Here is a 15,184-nt window from a genome sequence, read left to right as displayed (position 1 = left end):
CACATCGCTTGCTGGTCGGCCGATCGGGGCGCGCTCGGCGCCGCCATTCCTGGCCCGAGGCGCTGCGAACGCGCAGTCGTGCCGTGTCATGGAAAACTGTATAAATATACAGTATAGTATCCCCCTGCAACCCGGCCTTTGGCGTGTCGTTCCGCCAGCCTGGTATCCCGAACTTGCGCGGTCGCGAGGCGTCCGTGAGAGGTGGTCCACTCATTCAGACGGTCGGAAAAATTGGCATCTAACGGAATTATCCGCATTCGCGGCGCGCGCCAGCACAACCTGAAGAACGTCGATCTCGATGTACGAACCGGCGAAATGACAGTCGTCACCGGGCCGTCCGGCTCCGGCAAATCGAGCCTCGTGTTCGACACGTTGTACGCGGAAGGGCAGCGGCGCTACGTCGAAACCTTCAGCGCCTACGCCCGGCAGTTTCTCGATCGCATGGACCGGCCGCAAGTCGACCGGGTCGACGGCGTACCGCCCGCCATCGCAATCGACCAGACCAACCCGGTGCGCAGTTCACGCTCCACCGTCGGCACCATGACGGAGCTCAACGATCACCTGAAGCTGCTCTACGCGCGCGCGGCCGAACTGTTCGATCGCAAGACCGCGCTGCAGGTGCGCCACGACACGCCCGAAACGATCTACGCCGAACTGCTCGAGCGCACCGCTGAGCATGATCCACGGCTGGTCGTCACGTTTCCGGTCGAGTTGCCGGAGACAGCGTCCGAGCAGGAAGTGGAGCAATGGCTCTCCGCGAGCGGTTACACGCGTGTGCAGGCGCAGCGCGAAGTCGACTCGCCTACCGGCAAGCGCAAGCTGCTCGACGTGGTGGCTGACCGCTTCCGTTTGAGCTCGGTCGACAAGCAACGGGTGGTCGAAGCGATCGAGGCATCGCTCAAGCGCGGCGGCGGCCGCGTCAATATTTACGTGCTGCCGGCCGCGCCCGAGGCACCGGAAGCCAAAGAAGCCGAGCCGCAAATCTGGCGTTTCTCCACCGGTCTGCACAGCCCCGAGAGCGACCTTCGTTACGCGGATCCGCAGCCGGCGCTGTTCTCGTTCAACTCGGCGTACGGCGCGTGCGAAGTCTGCCGCGGTTTCGGCCGCGTGATCGGCGTCGACCTCGGCCTGGTGATTCCCGACGCGCGCAAGACGCTGCGCGACGGCGCGATCAAGCCGATGCAAACGCCGGCCTGGAAAGAATGCCAGGACGACCTGATGCGCTACGCGGCGAAAGCCGATATCCGCCGCGGCACGCCTTGGGGCGAGTTGACGGACGCCGAGCGCGACTGGGTCATCAACGGCTCGCCGGACTGGAACGGCAAGTGGCAAAGCCATTGGTACGGCGTCAAACGCTTCTTCGAGTATCTCGAATCGAAGGCGTACAAGATGCACATCCGCGTATTGCTGTCGAAGTACCGCAGCTATACGCCGTGCGAGACCTGTGGCGGCGCGCGTCTGAAAACGGAATCGCTGTTGTGGCGCCTCGGCAGCAAGCAGAATGCGGACGAGGTGCTGGCGGCCGAAAAGCGCTTCATGCCGCGTGGCGTCGAGTGGAAGCGTGCACAACTCGAAGCCTTGCCGGGTCTGACCGTGCACGATCTGATGCTGATGCCGATCGAGCGCATCCGGCGTTTCTTCGACGAGATCAGCCTGCCTAGCGCCTTGCTCGACGACGCACTCAAGCTGTTGCTCGCCGAAGTACGCACGCGCCTCAAATATCTGTGCGACGTCGGCCTTGGGTATCTGACGCTCGACCGGCAAAGCCGCACGCTGTCCGGCGGCGAGGTGCAGCGGATCAACCTGACCACGGCGCTCGGCACGTCGCTGACCAAAACGCTGTTCGTGCTCGACGAGCCGAGCATCGGCCTGCATCCGCGCGATCTGAACCGGATCGTCGAGGCGATGCATCGGCTGCGCGATGCGGGCAATACGCTGGTGGTGGTCGAACACGATCCCTCGGTGATGCTCGCGGCGGATCGGCTGATCGACATGGGTCCGGGGCCAGGCGAACGGGGCGGTTCGATTATTTACGACGGCGCGCCTGAGGCAATCCGTTCGTCTGGCACGCTGACCGGCGAGTACCTGGGTGGTCGCCGGCATGTGGCGGACGCGGCGCACTGGTCGCAACGTCCGGTGGATGACCGCACGCCGCGCATCGTGCTAGAAGGCGCAACCGAACATAATCTGCGCGACGTCACGGTCGAAATTCCGCTGCAGCGGCTCGTCTGCGTGACGGGTGTGTCGGGTTCCGGCAAGTCCACCTTGCTGCAGGACGTCTTGTATCCGGCCATGGCGCGGCATTTCGGTCTCGCCACCGAATCGCCCGGCGCGTTCAGGAGCCTGAGCGGCGCCGACCAGGTCACCGACGTGGTATTTGTCGACCAGTCGCCGATTGGCAAGACCGCGCGCTCGAATCCGGCCAGCTATGTCGGTGCTTTCGACGAAATCCGCAAGCTCTTCGCCAAGGCGCCGCTCGCGCAGCAACGCGGTTACGGCCCCGGCATGTTCAGCTTCAACTCCGGCGACGGGCGCTGCCCGACCTGCGGCGGCTCGGGCTTCGAGCATATCGAAATGCAATTCCTGAGCGACGTATACCTGCGCTGCCCGGATTGCGATGGGCGCCGTTATCGCGCAGAACTGCTCGAAGTCAAAATCGAGCGTGGCGAGCCGGCGCGTGCGTTGAGCATTGCCGACGTACTGGAGTTGACGGTGAGCGAAGCCACCGCCTACTTCGCCAAGGATGCCGAAGTATTGCGCGTGCTGCAGCCGATCGTCGACGTGGGTCTCGAATATGTAAAGCTTGGCCAGCCGGTGCCCACGTTATCCGGTGGTGAAGCGCAGCGGCTCAAGCTCGCCGGCTTCCTCGCGGAATCAGCACAGGCGCGCACCGCGCGCAGCGCGAAGCAGCCGGTCGCAAAACGCCTGTTCATGTTCGACGAGCCGACCACCGGCCTGCATTTCGACGACATCGCCAAACTGATGCAGGCGTTCGGCAAGCTGCTGGCGAGCGGACATTCGCTGATCGTGATCGAACACAATCTCGACGTGATCCGTGCTGCCGACTGGCTGATCGACCTCGGTCCCGAAGGCGGCGACGGCGGTGGCAGGGTGCTGTGCGCGGGCACGCCGGAAGACGTCAAACTTTGTCCGGAATCGCATACCGGCGAGGCATTGCTGCAATACGACCGCGCCATGAACGCGGCGGCCGAACCGGAATCGCAGGGTGTGCCGTTGCAAAGGGCGTTGAGCGCGGCGCGTGCGCGGCGGGCGATCGAAGGCGAGGACGTGGTGCGCATCGTCAATGCGCGCGAGCACAATCTGAAATCGCTGGATGTGGATATTCCGCACGGCAAATTCAACGTGATTACTGGTGTCTCCGGGTCGGGCAAGTCCACGCTGGCCTTCGACATTCTGTTCCACGAAGGCCAGCGCCGTTACCTCGAATCGCTAAACGCATACGCACGGTCCATCGTGCAGCCGGCCGGTCGACCCGAGGTCGACGCGGTGTACGGCATTCCGCCCACCGTCGCGATCGAGCAGCGTTTGTCGCGCGGCGGTCGCAAGAGTACCGTGGCGACTACGTCCGAAGTGTGGCACTTCCTGCGTCTGCTGTATGTGAAGCTCGGTCTGCAGCACTGCATCCACGACGGCACGCCGGTCACGTCGCAAAGCGTCGAATCGATTGCGGCGCAATTGCTGCGCGATCACAAAGGGCAGCACGTCGGTTTCCTCGCGCCGCTGGTCGTGAACCGCAAGGGCGTCTATACCGATCTCGCGAAGTGGGCGAAAGCGCGCGGCAATACGCATCTGCGTGTGGACGGCGAGTTCGTGCCGGTGGACCCGTGGCCGAAGCTCGATCGTTTCCGCGAGCACACGATCGAGTTGCCGGTGACCGACCTCGTTGTATCGCCGGATAAGGAAGCGGAACTGCGCCAGGCGCTCGATCAGACGCTGGAAATCGGCAAGGGCGTCATGCATCTGCTGGCGCCGCTCGACGGTTTGCACGACGCGATCAGCGGCGGCCGTCCCACGGCGAAACTCGGCGCGGTGAAGGTACTGTCCACCAAGCGCGCCTGTCCGGTATGCGGCACGAGTTATCCCGAACTCGACCCGCGCATGTTCTCGTACAACAGCAAGCATGGCTGGTGTACGACATGCGTCGGCACGGGCCTCGCACTGACGCGCGAACAACGCGCGGCGTACGACGACACCGTGATCGTCGACGACAACCGCGGCCGCGAGCAGAGCTTGCCTTCCGAGGAGCAGGAACCGGAAGGTCTCGTCGACGAGCCGTGTGCGGATTGCTCCGGCACGCGTCTGAACCCAACTGCACGCGCAGTCACGTTCGGCGAGCAGGCCATCGTCGACGTCGCGCAATGGACGGTGTCCGATACGCGTGCATGGATCGACACCCTGGAGATGAGCGGTCGGGACGCGGAAATCGCGCGCGACGTGGTCAGCGAAATCGGCAGCCGCCTGCAATTTCTGGAAGAAGTCGGGCTCGGTTATCTGAGCCTCGATCGCGCGGCACCGAGCCTGTCGGGCGGCGAAGCGCAGCGCATCCGGCTCGCCGCGCAACTGGGCAGCAACCTGCAAGGCGTGTGCTACGTGCTCGACGAACCGACCATCGGCCTGCATCCGCGCGACAACCAGATTCTGCTCAATGCCTTGCGCAAGCTGGGCGAAAAGGGCAATACGTTGGTGGTGGTCGAGCATGACGAGGACACGATTCGGCGTGCCGATCACATCATCGATATCGGGCCGGGCGCGGGCAAGCGCGGCGGCACGCTGGTCGCGCAGGGCAGCGTGGCCGATCTGTCGGCGCAGCCCGATTCGCTGACCGGGCAGTTTCTCGCCAATCCGATCGTGCATCCGCTGCAGCCGCGCCGCGAGGTGGCCGCGCCGACGAAGCGCGCCGCCGCGGTGCCGGAGAACTGGCTGACGGTGCATGGCGGCAAGCTGCACAACCTGCAGAACGTCACCGTCGGCATTCCGCTTTCACGGCTGGTGGCGGTGACGGGCGTGAGCGGTTCGGGCAAATCGACGCTCGCGCGCGACGTGCTGATGGCCAATCTGCTGGATGCGGTGGGGCGCTCGGTGCTGTCGTCGCCGGCCACGCGGCGTGCGCGTGCGGCGGCCGAGACCCAGCCGGCGGCGAACCGGCGCTCAAGCGTGCTGGCGCGCACGGCGCCGCGAGCGCCGCTGAACGTCACACATGCCTGGCAAGGGTGCGATGCGATCACCGGCTGGGAAACCATCGACCGTGTGCTCGAAGTCGATCAGACGCCGATCGGCAAAACACCGCGCTCGTGTCCGGCGACCTACATCGGTGTGTGGGATGCGATCCGCAAGCTGTTCGCCGGCACGCTCGAAGCGCGCGCGCGTGGCTACACAGCATCGCGTTTCTCGTTCAACACCGGCGAAGGACGCTGTCCAGCTTGCGAAGGGCAGGGCGTGCGCACCATCGGCATGAGTTTCCTGCCCGACGTGAAGGTGCCGTGCGACGTTTGTCACGGGCAGCGCTTCAATCCCGAGACGCTGGCGGTTACGTGGCGGGGTAAGAATATCGGTGACGTACTGACCATGGAAATCGACGAAGCCGTCGAGTTCTTCGCGCCGATTTCGAACATCGCGCATCCATTGCAATTGATGAAAGATGTCGGGCTCGGCTATCTGACGCTCGGTCAGCCGTCGCCTACCTTGTCGGGCGGCGAAGCGCAGCGTATCAAGCTCGTCACCGAGCTAAGCAAGGTGCGTGACGACATCACACGGCGTGGTCAGAAGCCGCCGCACACGCTCTATGTGTTGGACGAACCGACTGTCGGTTTGCATATGGCCGACGTCGCGAAGCTGATTCGCGTGCTGCATCGTCTCGCGGATGGTGGTCATAGTGTCGTCGTCATCGAACACGATCTCGACGTGATTGCCGAGGCGGACTGGATCATTGACCTCGGTCCGGAAGGTGGTGTGGGTGGTGGCACGATTGTCGCTGCTACGGATCCCGAAGGATTGTCCCGTGTTGCGGCGAGTCACACCGGTGCGGCCTTGCGTCCCGTGCTCACGCGTACGCGGAACGACACCGCAGTCATCGCGAGCGAAGGAACCAACGGTTGAGGCATCGGAGCGGCGCAGTCGGCTTTGCGCCGCTCCGGTTTGCTCGTCCGGTCTGGAGAGCCGCACGTGGCGGGTCACGCTTAAGCCAACCGGCCACTGGGGTTCCATGGACGCGTGTTGTCGAGACGCCCGGCATGCCCGAGTCGGGCATTATCGTCAACGTCGGCTATATGTAATTAATTGAAATGATTTTGTAATTATATAAATGGCGCAATTGAAATGTATATTTAGAGTGTCGTAAATACCGCTAAAAAGATTTGGAAACAGTGTTTTTCTTCTGCTATCTTCCCGCCCTTGACGCAGACCTCTGGTCGGCGCTTGAAACGTACGTTGGGTAACTTGTTCGGGATCCGTCGAGGTTGCCGCGCAACCCTCGCGCAACGCACACCCAGCAGGCTTTTGCGCCACGTATCGCCAGTGACTCGTTAGCAGTTCATCGCGTGCCATGGAAGCCCGCAATAGCGGCTGCATCCCAATTGGCGAGCCACGAAAGGCGCGCTCGCATCTGTTCGACACGCGCTTATTCTTTTAGAGCGACGCGAATAGGGCAATAGTTAGAGTGTTCTCTCTAAACTTAGTATGCTCCCATCAAAAAAAGTTTGACCCCGTATTTTTTGTCCTGCTATTGTTGCCTCCCATGAAATGCAGGTGACAAACGCGCAAAAAGTTCACGAGCCGCAGCGCGCTTCGATCAAATTGTCTTCAGCATGTTCATGCCAGACCGAAATGGGCGGGTCGAATTTTATCCATTAGTAGTTCTACTTAGATGAGCGTTCGCCTGGTGTGAAGTGCCGTCGTGGTGTCTCACAGCCGTACCCGTGCCATTGCACCAGGGTTGGGCATTGCAGCATAAAGTTTGGACTGCAAATCAAGGACATGGGTGATGTGTGTGATTGTTTGAAGTGAACGTTGTTTGCCGTATGTAAGCGCACTGCAGTGACAGAAATGGACGGTTCACGCCGGAGGAGTAAAGGTGGGTACGAAAGTCGAAGGGCAATTTCCGGCAGCAACGGCCCGTATGGAGAGGCCAGGACGCCCGCGTGAGTTTGGGCGCAAGCAGCAAAACCCAGTACGCCGCTTCGGCGGCATCGCAGTTGTTCTGCTCCTGCACATCGTGCTGATCTATGCACTCATCAATGGCCTTGCCACCAAGGTCGTGCAGGTCATCCAGCATCCTATCGAAACCAAGATCATCGAGCCGGTGAAGCCGCCTCCGCCGCCGCCGTTGCCTACCGTGCAATTGCCGCCGCCGAAGTTCGCACCGCCGCCGCCGCCGTTCGTGCCGCCGCCGGAAGTGCAGGTGCAAGCGCCGCCCCAGCCGACCATCACGCACCAGGCCGCACCGGTCGTATCGGCGCCCGCTGTCGCGCCCCCCGCACCGCCGGCGCCGCCTGCGCCGAGCAAGCCCGTGAGCGCTGAAGTAGGGGTCGTGTGCCCGAACTCGGATCAGATCCGTTCGTCGATTCGCTACCCGAAGGAAGCGCAGGAGAACAACGTGACGGGTGATGTGCTGATTGAATTTGTAGTCGACCCGCAGGGCCATATTACGAATGAACGTGTTGCCAAGTCGGCGGACGATTCCTCACTGGATCGTGCGGCCTTCAACGCGGTCAAGCAGTTCACGTGCGTTTCCCAAGGCCAGGCTGTCCGTGTGCAAGTTCCGTTCTCGTTTAACCTGAACTGAAACCCACGGGCTGTTCGGTACCGGTAGCGATTTATCAGTCTTGGTTTAGAAGTTGTACTAATGAACTTGGAGCAGGCATGAAGAAGCGTACTCTCGCCGCATTGGCGGCAACCATGTTGTTCGCCGTAACCACGGTGGATACCTTTGTGGCACCGCAAATGGCCCACGCGCAAGCGAGCGACGCGAGCGCGTCGGCCGCTGCCACTGCCACCACTGCCGCACCGCAAACGGCCGCCCCGGCCGCAGATGAAGCAACACCGCCACCGGCGCCGGCTACGTCCGAAACCGTCAACAACCCGTACGGCCTCGGCGCGCTCTGGAAGAACGGTGACTTCGTTGCACGCTTCGTGCTGATTCTGCTGGTGCTCATGTCGATGGGTAGCTGGTACATCATGATCACCAAATTCCTCGAGCAGTTCCGCGCGAACCGTCGTGCGAAGAGCGCCGACGAACAACTCTGGACCGCGCCGTCGCTGGTTGAAGGCACGAAGCTGCTCGACGAAGCGTCGCCGTTCCGCTTCATCGCCGAAACGGCCATCGAGGCAGGCGAGCATCATGACGAAGCACTGCTCGAGGCCGTCGACCGCAACACGTGGATCGATACATCGGTCGAGCGTGCGATCACCAACGTGTCGAACCGTCTGCAAGACGGCCTGGCTTTCCTGGGCACGGTTGGCTCGACCGCGCCGTTCGTCGGTCTGTTCGGTACGGTGTGGGGGATTTATCACGCGCTGACGGCAATCGGTATCGCCGGCCAGGCTTCGATCGACAAGGTCGCGGGCCCGGTGGGCGAGGCGCTGATCATGACCGCGATCGGCCTCGCCGTCGCCGTGCCGGCTGTGCTTGGCTACAACTTCCTGGTTCGCCGCAACAAGTCGGTGATGGAGCGTGTTCGTGCGTTCGGCGCACAACTGCACACCGTCCTGCTCGCCGGCAGCCGGCGCTCGGCACGCGCTTCGGCTCGTGAAGCATCGCTGGTCCAATAAGCGGAGTCTGTCATGGCTATGAGCGTTGGGCAGGATGATAACGACGAGGTCATCTCCAGTATCAACACCACGCCGCTTGTCGATGTGATGCTGGTTCTGCTGATCATCTTTCTGATCACGATTCCGGTGGTGACGCATACGGTGCCGGTGCAACTGCCGAAGGAGACGATCCAGCCGCTGCAGACCACACCAAAAAGTATCGTCATTGCGGTCAACCACGACGGCGATTTCTTCTGGAACGAGAAGCAGGTGGATGGGCCTACGCTGCTGACACGCCTGAAAACCGTGTCGGTCATGACGCCGCAACCGGAAGTGCACGTTCGCGGCGACCAGAGCGCGCGTTATGAATTCATCGGCCGGGTCATTACTGCGTGCGAGCGCGCCGGTATTGCCAAGGTTTCGTTTATTACTGAGCCGCCCGCGCGCGGGGGGTAGCTTTGCATGGGACCAGAGTAAGAGCTTTGCATGGGACCAGAGTAAGCGCTTTGCATGGGACCAGAGTAAGCGCTAAAGCGCCAACTCTGGTCGACAGCTAAAGCGCCAACTCTGGTCGACAGCTGAAGCACTTAGTCCGGTCGACAGGAGGTGATCATGGGAATGAACGTATCTTCGAGCGGTGGCAGTTCCGAACCGGATGTGATGGTCGATATCAACACCACGCCGCTGATCGACGTGATGCTGGTGTTGCTGATCATGTTGATCATCACGATTCCGATTCAGACGCATGCCATCAAGATGAACTTGCCGGTCGGCAATCCGCCGCCGCCGATCACGCAGCCTGAAGTGGTGCAGATCGATATCGACTTCGACGGCACCACGACCTGGAACGGCCAGCCGGTGCCTAACCGCGCGGCACTGGAATCCAGGCTTGCACAGGTGGCGGCCGAACCGGTTCAGGCGGAAATTCATCTGCGGCCTAACAAGCTGGTGCCGTACAAGGATGTCGCGGAGGTGATGGCGTCCGCGCAGCGACTGGGCGCGACGAAAATCGGCCTGATCGGCAACGAGCAGTACATGCAATAGGGAAGTGGAATGCTAACGATCCATCATCGCTTCAAGCGCGCCGTCATCGCGGCCGCTATCGGAGGGCTGTCCGCGCTCGTCGTGCTGCCGGTCACGTCTCATGCTGCGGACACGCTGCGGCCGGACGTGGCGAAGCCGCTGAACGCCGCGCAGGATCTGTATCGCGCGCACAAGTACAAGGACGCGTTGACGAAGATCGATCAGGCCGACGCCGTGCCGGGCAAAACGCCCTATGAAAGCTACATGATTCAGGAGATGCGCGGCGCCGCGGCAGCAGCAGCCGGTGAATCCGGTGTGGCTGCCCAGGCCTACGAAACTTTGCTGGGTTCAGGACGCCTGACCGGTGCTGACGAGCAGCGCACCACCGCGGCGCTTGCAGGCATCTACTTCCAGCAGAAAAACTACGCACAGTCTGCGAAGGTCGCGCAACGTTATCTGAAGTCGGGCGGCAGCGATCCCGACATGCGCACTTTGCTCGTGCAGTCTTATTACCTGTCAAACGATTGCGCCAATGTGGTGAGCCTGCTCAAGCCGGGTGTCGATGCGCAAGTGCGCGCCGGTCACGCGCCCGACGAGTCGCAACTGCAATTGCTCGGCACGTGCGCGCAACGCGTGAAAGATGATGCGACGTACCGCAGCACGCTCGAAAAGCTGGTTGCCTATCATCCGAAGCAGTCTTACTGGGACGATCTGTTCAACGCGATTCGCCGCAAGCCCGGCTATTCGTCGGCACTGGATATCGACACCTTCCGTCTGCGCCGTGCGACGGGCTCGCTCAGTACCGCCGACGATTACATGGAAATGACACAGCTCGCAATCGTGGCCGGCACCACGGCCGAAGGCAAGCAGGTCATCGATCAAGGCTTTGCGTCAGGCGTTCTGGGCCACGATGCGCAGGCCGATCGCGAGAAGCGGCTGCAGGCACTCGCCGCGAAACGGGCGCAAGCACCAGCGGATCCCGCGAACCCCGTCGCGCCGGTCAACGTCGGCTTCAACCAGGTCTTCGCGGGACAAGCCAAGCAGGGCCTGAGCGCCATGGACGCTGCGATCGCAAAGGGCGGAATCGATCACCCGGACCAGGCGCAACTGCATCTGGGCGAGGCGTACTACATGGCGGGCGATAAGGCGCGTGCAGTGCAAACCTTCCGCGCAGTGAAGGGTGCCGACGGTTCGGCCGACCTCGCCCGTTTGTGGGTGCTGGTGGCGTCGAAGTAACGGCATCCTGTTCCCGATATGTCCGATTTTGCGAACTGCTGCCGAGGTACCGCTGCGTCGAACCGGGCGGCACATTCTCACCGTTTGGAACGCAGACCTGCGCTAGTTGAAGGGGGTGGTTGCGTGCGCAACCATCGCCCAGTTCGCAGCAAGGTCGGAAGTATCGCGGCGATCGCAGCGATCGAGCCATGCATCGCGGCAACCGGCCAGACATACGGTACATGTCCCAGGGAGGATGTTGCGCTCAACGAAACATAGTTTGGTTTTATCAAACTAATTTTGACTACGGGATTCTGTCTTGCTATGGTTTTGCCACTCGATAACAAGGCACACGTTGCAGTCTCTATAGGAAACAAAATCCGCGCGCTTCGCCAACGCCTCAAGCGCACGCTGGATGAAGTGGCAACCACTGCGGGAATTTCCAAACCTTTTCTGTCGCAGGTCGAGCGAGGACATGCAACGCCGTCGATCACATCGCTAGTGGGCATTGCGCGGGCTTTAGGCGTCACTGTGCAGTACTTCGTCGACACACCAACTGAAGACAAGTCGGTGCGCAGAGGCAGTGAATTGAAGTACTTCGGGTTCGACGGAACCGCGAATCTTTTTGGACGGCTGACGAACCTGTCGGTCGGCAGCAAGCTGGAAGTGATTCTCGTCAGGATGCCGGTGGGGCAGAACCCGTCGGAAGTCACGACGCACGCAGGGGAAGAGTTCTTGTACGTGATGAGCGGCCAGATATCGCTCACGTTAGAAGGTACAACGTTCGTATTGCAGGCGGGTGACACCGCGCATTACGAGTCCACCGTGCCTCACGCCTGGTGCAATACCGCTCGCGAAGAAGCGGTGGTTGTGTGGGTGGGCACACCAAGATTGTTTTAGGTGCCTTTGCTTCATGCTTTCGTCGAAAGCGGTCACGTCGCATTTGTAAGCATTACTTATGGTGAGTCGGGAATGAGTCCGGTTGGGAGTGTATTGCCCTATAGTCCGAGCCCGAGGTAGTAGAAGTGAAAACAATTAGAAAGCGCTGCGCATTTCGTTTGTAATAAATAAGTAGTCCGATATTGAAGTATCTGAAGTGTCCCGTCTTCCTGTCTGTATTTGCAAACTGGTGCGCTGTTGACCGGTTTGCAGGGCAATGGGAGGACGGGTCAGCTTTAACGGAGCGCGGCGCAAGATCGCCGTATATCGAGTGGGGAGGTTCACAAGACCTCTCTTCACACACACAGCAGTGGCCTTAATTGACGAGCGAGAAGGGGAAAAATGAAACAAAGGGCATTGGCGCTGGCCATCAAAAGAATAATCTGGGCTGAACTGGCGTTGGCCGCAATCGCCGTACCGGCGTTTGCACAAAGCCAGCCGGCCACGGCAGGAACCGAGGCAGGCGCGACGACTACGGAAAGCACGCCGGCTGCGGCTCCGGCATCGGGCACTGCCGCAACACCGTCCGCGGATAGCAACACCGCGACGCCTGCGGGCAAAGGGGTTCAGCAACTTAAGAAATTTGAAGTGACCGGCTCGCTGATCCGCACGTCGGACAAGGTCGGCAACACGGAAGTCCAGACCATCACGCCAAAGGAAATCGAGCAAAGCGGCTATACGACCGTGGCCGACTTCCTGCGCGGCACGTCCGTGAACTCAGGGAGCAGCTGGGGCCAAACGAACATGAACAGCTCCGCGCAAGGCGGGGGTGGCATTGCATTGCGCGGTCTGAGCGAGAAGTACACGCTAGTGCTGGTGGACGGGCAACGGGTGGCGAATTACGGCAAGGCGGTGAACTTCACCGACACGTTCTTCGACGTGAATTCGATCCCGCTCAACATGATCGACCACATCGACATCGTGAAGACCGGTGCGGTCTCGGTGTATGGTTCGGATGCCATTGCAGGCGTTGTCAACATCATCACGAAGAAGGACTTCCAGGGCTTGCAGATCGATGGCCAGCTCGGCAAGGCGCAGCATCCGGGCGACGCGCAGGGCAACTTCGGCGTGCTCGGCGGTATCGGCGATCTGAATGGCGATCGCTTCAACGTGACCGCTGCAGCGAGCTACTACCGCGATAGCGGCTCCTCGCTCGCCGATCGCTCCATGACGGCGAATCAGGACTTCAGTCAGTTCCCTGGCGGCCTCGCCGGCCCGCTCGGCCCGAATCAGCAATCGTACTGGACCGCGCCGGACGGCACCAAGACGGCACTCAGCCCATGCCCTCCGGGCAGCGTGTCGGCGGACGGCGGCGCGGAGTGTAAGTCGAATCCAGCCAGCCAGACCTCGCTGGTCCCGTCGACGACGCGCCTGAACGCGAAAGTGCGCGGCACGTTCAAGATCAACGACGACATCCAGGCCTATGGCGACTTGTGGGTGAGCCGCAACGAAACGGTGCAGAACGAAGGTCCGGCTGTGTTGAGCAGTCAGACCAACGCATTCAATCCCGCCACCGGCTCGGCATTGCCACTGAACCGCACCGTCTCGGCAACCAACCCGTACAACCCGTTCGGCGCACCGGCGCAGATCAACTACACCTTCCCGAACACGGTTTCGGCCGATACGGTGTCGACCTTCTGGCGCGCGATGACCGGTGTGAAGGGCTCGTTCACCACCGCCAAGTTCGGCGACTGGGATTGGTCCGCGGATTACGGCCATTCGCAGAGCACGGTCGACACGACCTACCGCAACGCGCTGAATGTTGCAGGTGTCGAGAACATTCTGCAGAACGGCGTGTTCAACTTCTCGAACCCGTCGTCCACGCCGAACGGCTTGAACGGTGTGTTCCAGAACGACTACGAGCAGGCGATCTCCAAGCTCGATAGCGTGACGGCGAAGACCTCGACGGGCAACCTGTTCAATCTGCCGGGCGGCCCGGTCGGTGTTGGTTTCGGTACGGAATTCCGTCACGAAAGCAACCTGATCAACTCGCGCACTGATAGCGCGCTTGGGATTACCGCTCCGGCCAACGTGCAGACGGTCGACGGCGAACGCAACGTGGCCGCCGTCTACTATCAGGTCGATATTCCGATCATCCGGAACCTGACGTTCACGCAGGCGGGCCGTTACGACCACTACAGCGACTTCGGTGGTGCGTTCTCGCCGAGCTTCGCATTGCGCTTCCAGCCGGTGCAGTCTCTCACGACTTACGCATCGTATAGCCGCGGCTTCCGTGCGCCGACGCTGGTCGAGAACTCGCAGGCAACGTATCTGGCCCACCAGAACCTGGTCGACCCGAACGACCCGAGCGGCGTGCCGACCAAGCACTTCACGACGGAACAGGTCAACGGCAATCCGGCGCTGCAGCCTGAGCATACGAAGAACTACAACATCGGCTTCCAGCTCTCGCCGGATTCGTCGACGGATATTGGTGCGGCGTTCTACAAGATTCACATCGATGGCGTGATCGGCACGAACGATCCGAACGCGGTGATCGATGCGAACAACCCGTCGACCGTGATCCGCAATCCGGACGGTACCGTGGCCTACATCAAGGAACAGTTCATCAACCTCGGTTCGCTCGACACCGACGGCTTCGACATGAACTTCCGCAAGTCGGTCGGTACGAAGTACGGCACGTTCACGCTGGCAGGCGATTGGGTCTACGTGTGGCACTTCAAGCTGAACACCCCGGGCGCGCCGACACAGGACTTCGCCGGCAACAACCTCGCGCTGCTGCAACCGTTCGGTGCCAGTAACCCGCGCTGGAAGGGCAACACGAGCCTGAGCTGGGATTACCGCAAGCTGACCACGACGCTGACCTGGCAATACACGGGCCCGTACACCAACGCGGTAGCGGCGGAATTCGGCGACGGCGGCACGCTGTCGGTGGCGTCGTACAGCCAGTTCAACCTGGTGGCCACGTATCGCGGCTTCAAGAACTGGACGATCTACGGCGGCATTAACAACATCTTCGATCGCAAGCCGCCGTTCGACGTCGAGTGGCAGGCCACCCCGGATATCACGGGCTACGACCAGTCGCTTTATACCAACATCGGCCGCTTCTTCCAGGTCGGTGCAACGTACCGCTTCTGAAGCCTTTGATGTTTGCGATTCACCCGCAGTCTGTCTAGTCGGTCGGCTGCTCCGGCGTCCGGTCATCGGTGCCGGAGCGGCTCAATTTTGTTAGAGATGTACATTGGAGTTCCCCGTGCTCAATGCTCGTTTAAGATCACGGCGA

8 protein-coding genes are annotated in these 15,184 nt (G+C 61.3%); all 8 read left to right on the top strand.

Annotation, left to right across the window (positions count from 1 at the left end; genetic code table 11):
- Positions 1 to 231: 231 nt before the first annotated feature.
- The 8 genes from uvrA to P3T25_RS38305 all read left to right on the top strand — a co-directional run bounded on the left by uvrA (position 232) and on the right by P3T25_RS38305 (position 15,039).
- Positions 232 to 6,117 (top strand): excinuclease ABC subunit UvrA, encoded by a 5,886-nt coding sequence (uvrA, locus tag P3T25_RS38340; RefSeq protein WP_429362342.1) that lies wholly within the window; start codon positions 232 to 234, stop codon positions 6,115 to 6,117.
- Between the two features lie 973 nt (positions 6,118 to 7,090).
- Positions 7,091 to 7,801: an energy transducer TonB gene (locus tag P3T25_RS38335; RefSeq protein ID WP_372342507.1), complete on the top strand. Its 711-nt coding sequence runs from the start codon at positions 7,091 to 7,093 to the stop codon at positions 7,799 to 7,801.
- A 77-nt stretch (positions 7,802 to 7,878) separates the two neighbouring features.
- Entirely contained in the window at positions 7,879 to 8,787 is a 909-nt protein-coding gene (locus tag P3T25_RS38330) for a MotA/TolQ/ExbB proton channel family protein (protein ID WP_154564269.1), read from the top strand.
- A gap of 12 nt (positions 8,788 to 8,799) precedes the next feature.
- Positions 8,800 to 9,222, top strand: a complete 423-nt coding sequence (locus P3T25_RS38325) for an ExbD/TolR family protein (protein ID WP_097391962.1) — start codon at positions 8,800 to 8,802, stop codon at positions 9,220 to 9,222.
- A 156-nt stretch (positions 9,223 to 9,378) separates the two neighbouring features.
- On the top strand, positions 9,379 to 9,810 hold the full coding sequence (locus tag P3T25_RS38320; RefSeq protein WP_429362339.1) for an ExbD/TolR family protein: 432 nt from the start codon (positions 9,379 to 9,381) through the stop codon (positions 9,808 to 9,810).
- A gap of 9 nt (positions 9,811 to 9,819) precedes the next feature.
- The gene (locus tag P3T25_RS38315) at positions 9,820 to 11,025 is read left to right on the top strand and encodes a tetratricopeptide repeat protein (RefSeq protein WP_429362337.1); all 1,206 of its coding nucleotides are present in this window, start codon (positions 9,820 to 9,822) and stop codon (positions 11,023 to 11,025) included.
- Between the two features lie 303 nt (positions 11,026 to 11,328).
- Complete coding sequence (locus P3T25_RS38310) at positions 11,329 to 11,904, top strand: helix-turn-helix domain-containing protein (RefSeq protein ID WP_154564265.1); 576 nt, start codon at positions 11,329 to 11,331, stop codon at positions 11,902 to 11,904.
- Between the two features lie 381 nt (positions 11,905 to 12,285).
- Entirely contained in the window at positions 12,286 to 15,039 is a 2,754-nt protein-coding gene (locus P3T25_RS38305; RefSeq protein ID WP_154564263.1) for a TonB-dependent receptor plug domain-containing protein, read from the top strand.
- Positions 15,040 to 15,184 lie beyond the last annotated feature (145 nt).

This window comes from Paraburkholderia sp. GAS32 (genome assembly GCF_050434225.1).
In the GTDB taxonomy this organism is placed as follows: Bacteria; Pseudomonadota; Gammaproteobacteria; order Burkholderiales; family Burkholderiaceae; genus Paraburkholderia; species Paraburkholderia madseniana.
The sequence above is the reverse complement of the archived record's forward strand: the minus strand, read 5'-3'. Positions and strand labels throughout refer to the sequence as shown.

Bases quoted from the DNA above. Each gene is read 5' to 3' on its own strand.
- P3T25_RS38315 (WP_429362337.1), top strand. From the start codon at position 9,820: ATGCTAACGATCCATCATCGCTTCAAGCGCGCCGTCATCGCGGCCGCT.
- P3T25_RS38330 (WP_154564269.1), top strand. From the start codon at position 7,879: ATGAAGAAGCGTACTCTCGCCGCATTGGCGGCAACCATGTTGTTCGCC.
- P3T25_RS38305 (WP_154564263.1), top strand. From the start codon at position 12,286: ATGAAACAAAGGGCATTGGCGCTGGCCATCAAAAGAATAATCTGGGCT.
- P3T25_RS38310 (WP_154564265.1), top strand. From the start codon at position 11,329: ATGGTTTTGCCACTCGATAACAAGGCACACGTTGCAGTCTCTATAGGA.
- P3T25_RS38320 (WP_429362339.1), top strand. From the start codon at position 9,379: ATGGGAATGAACGTATCTTCGAGCGGTGGCAGTTCCGAACCGGATGTG.
- P3T25_RS38325 (WP_097391962.1), top strand. From the start codon at position 8,800: ATGGCTATGAGCGTTGGGCAGGATGATAACGACGAGGTCATCTCCAGT.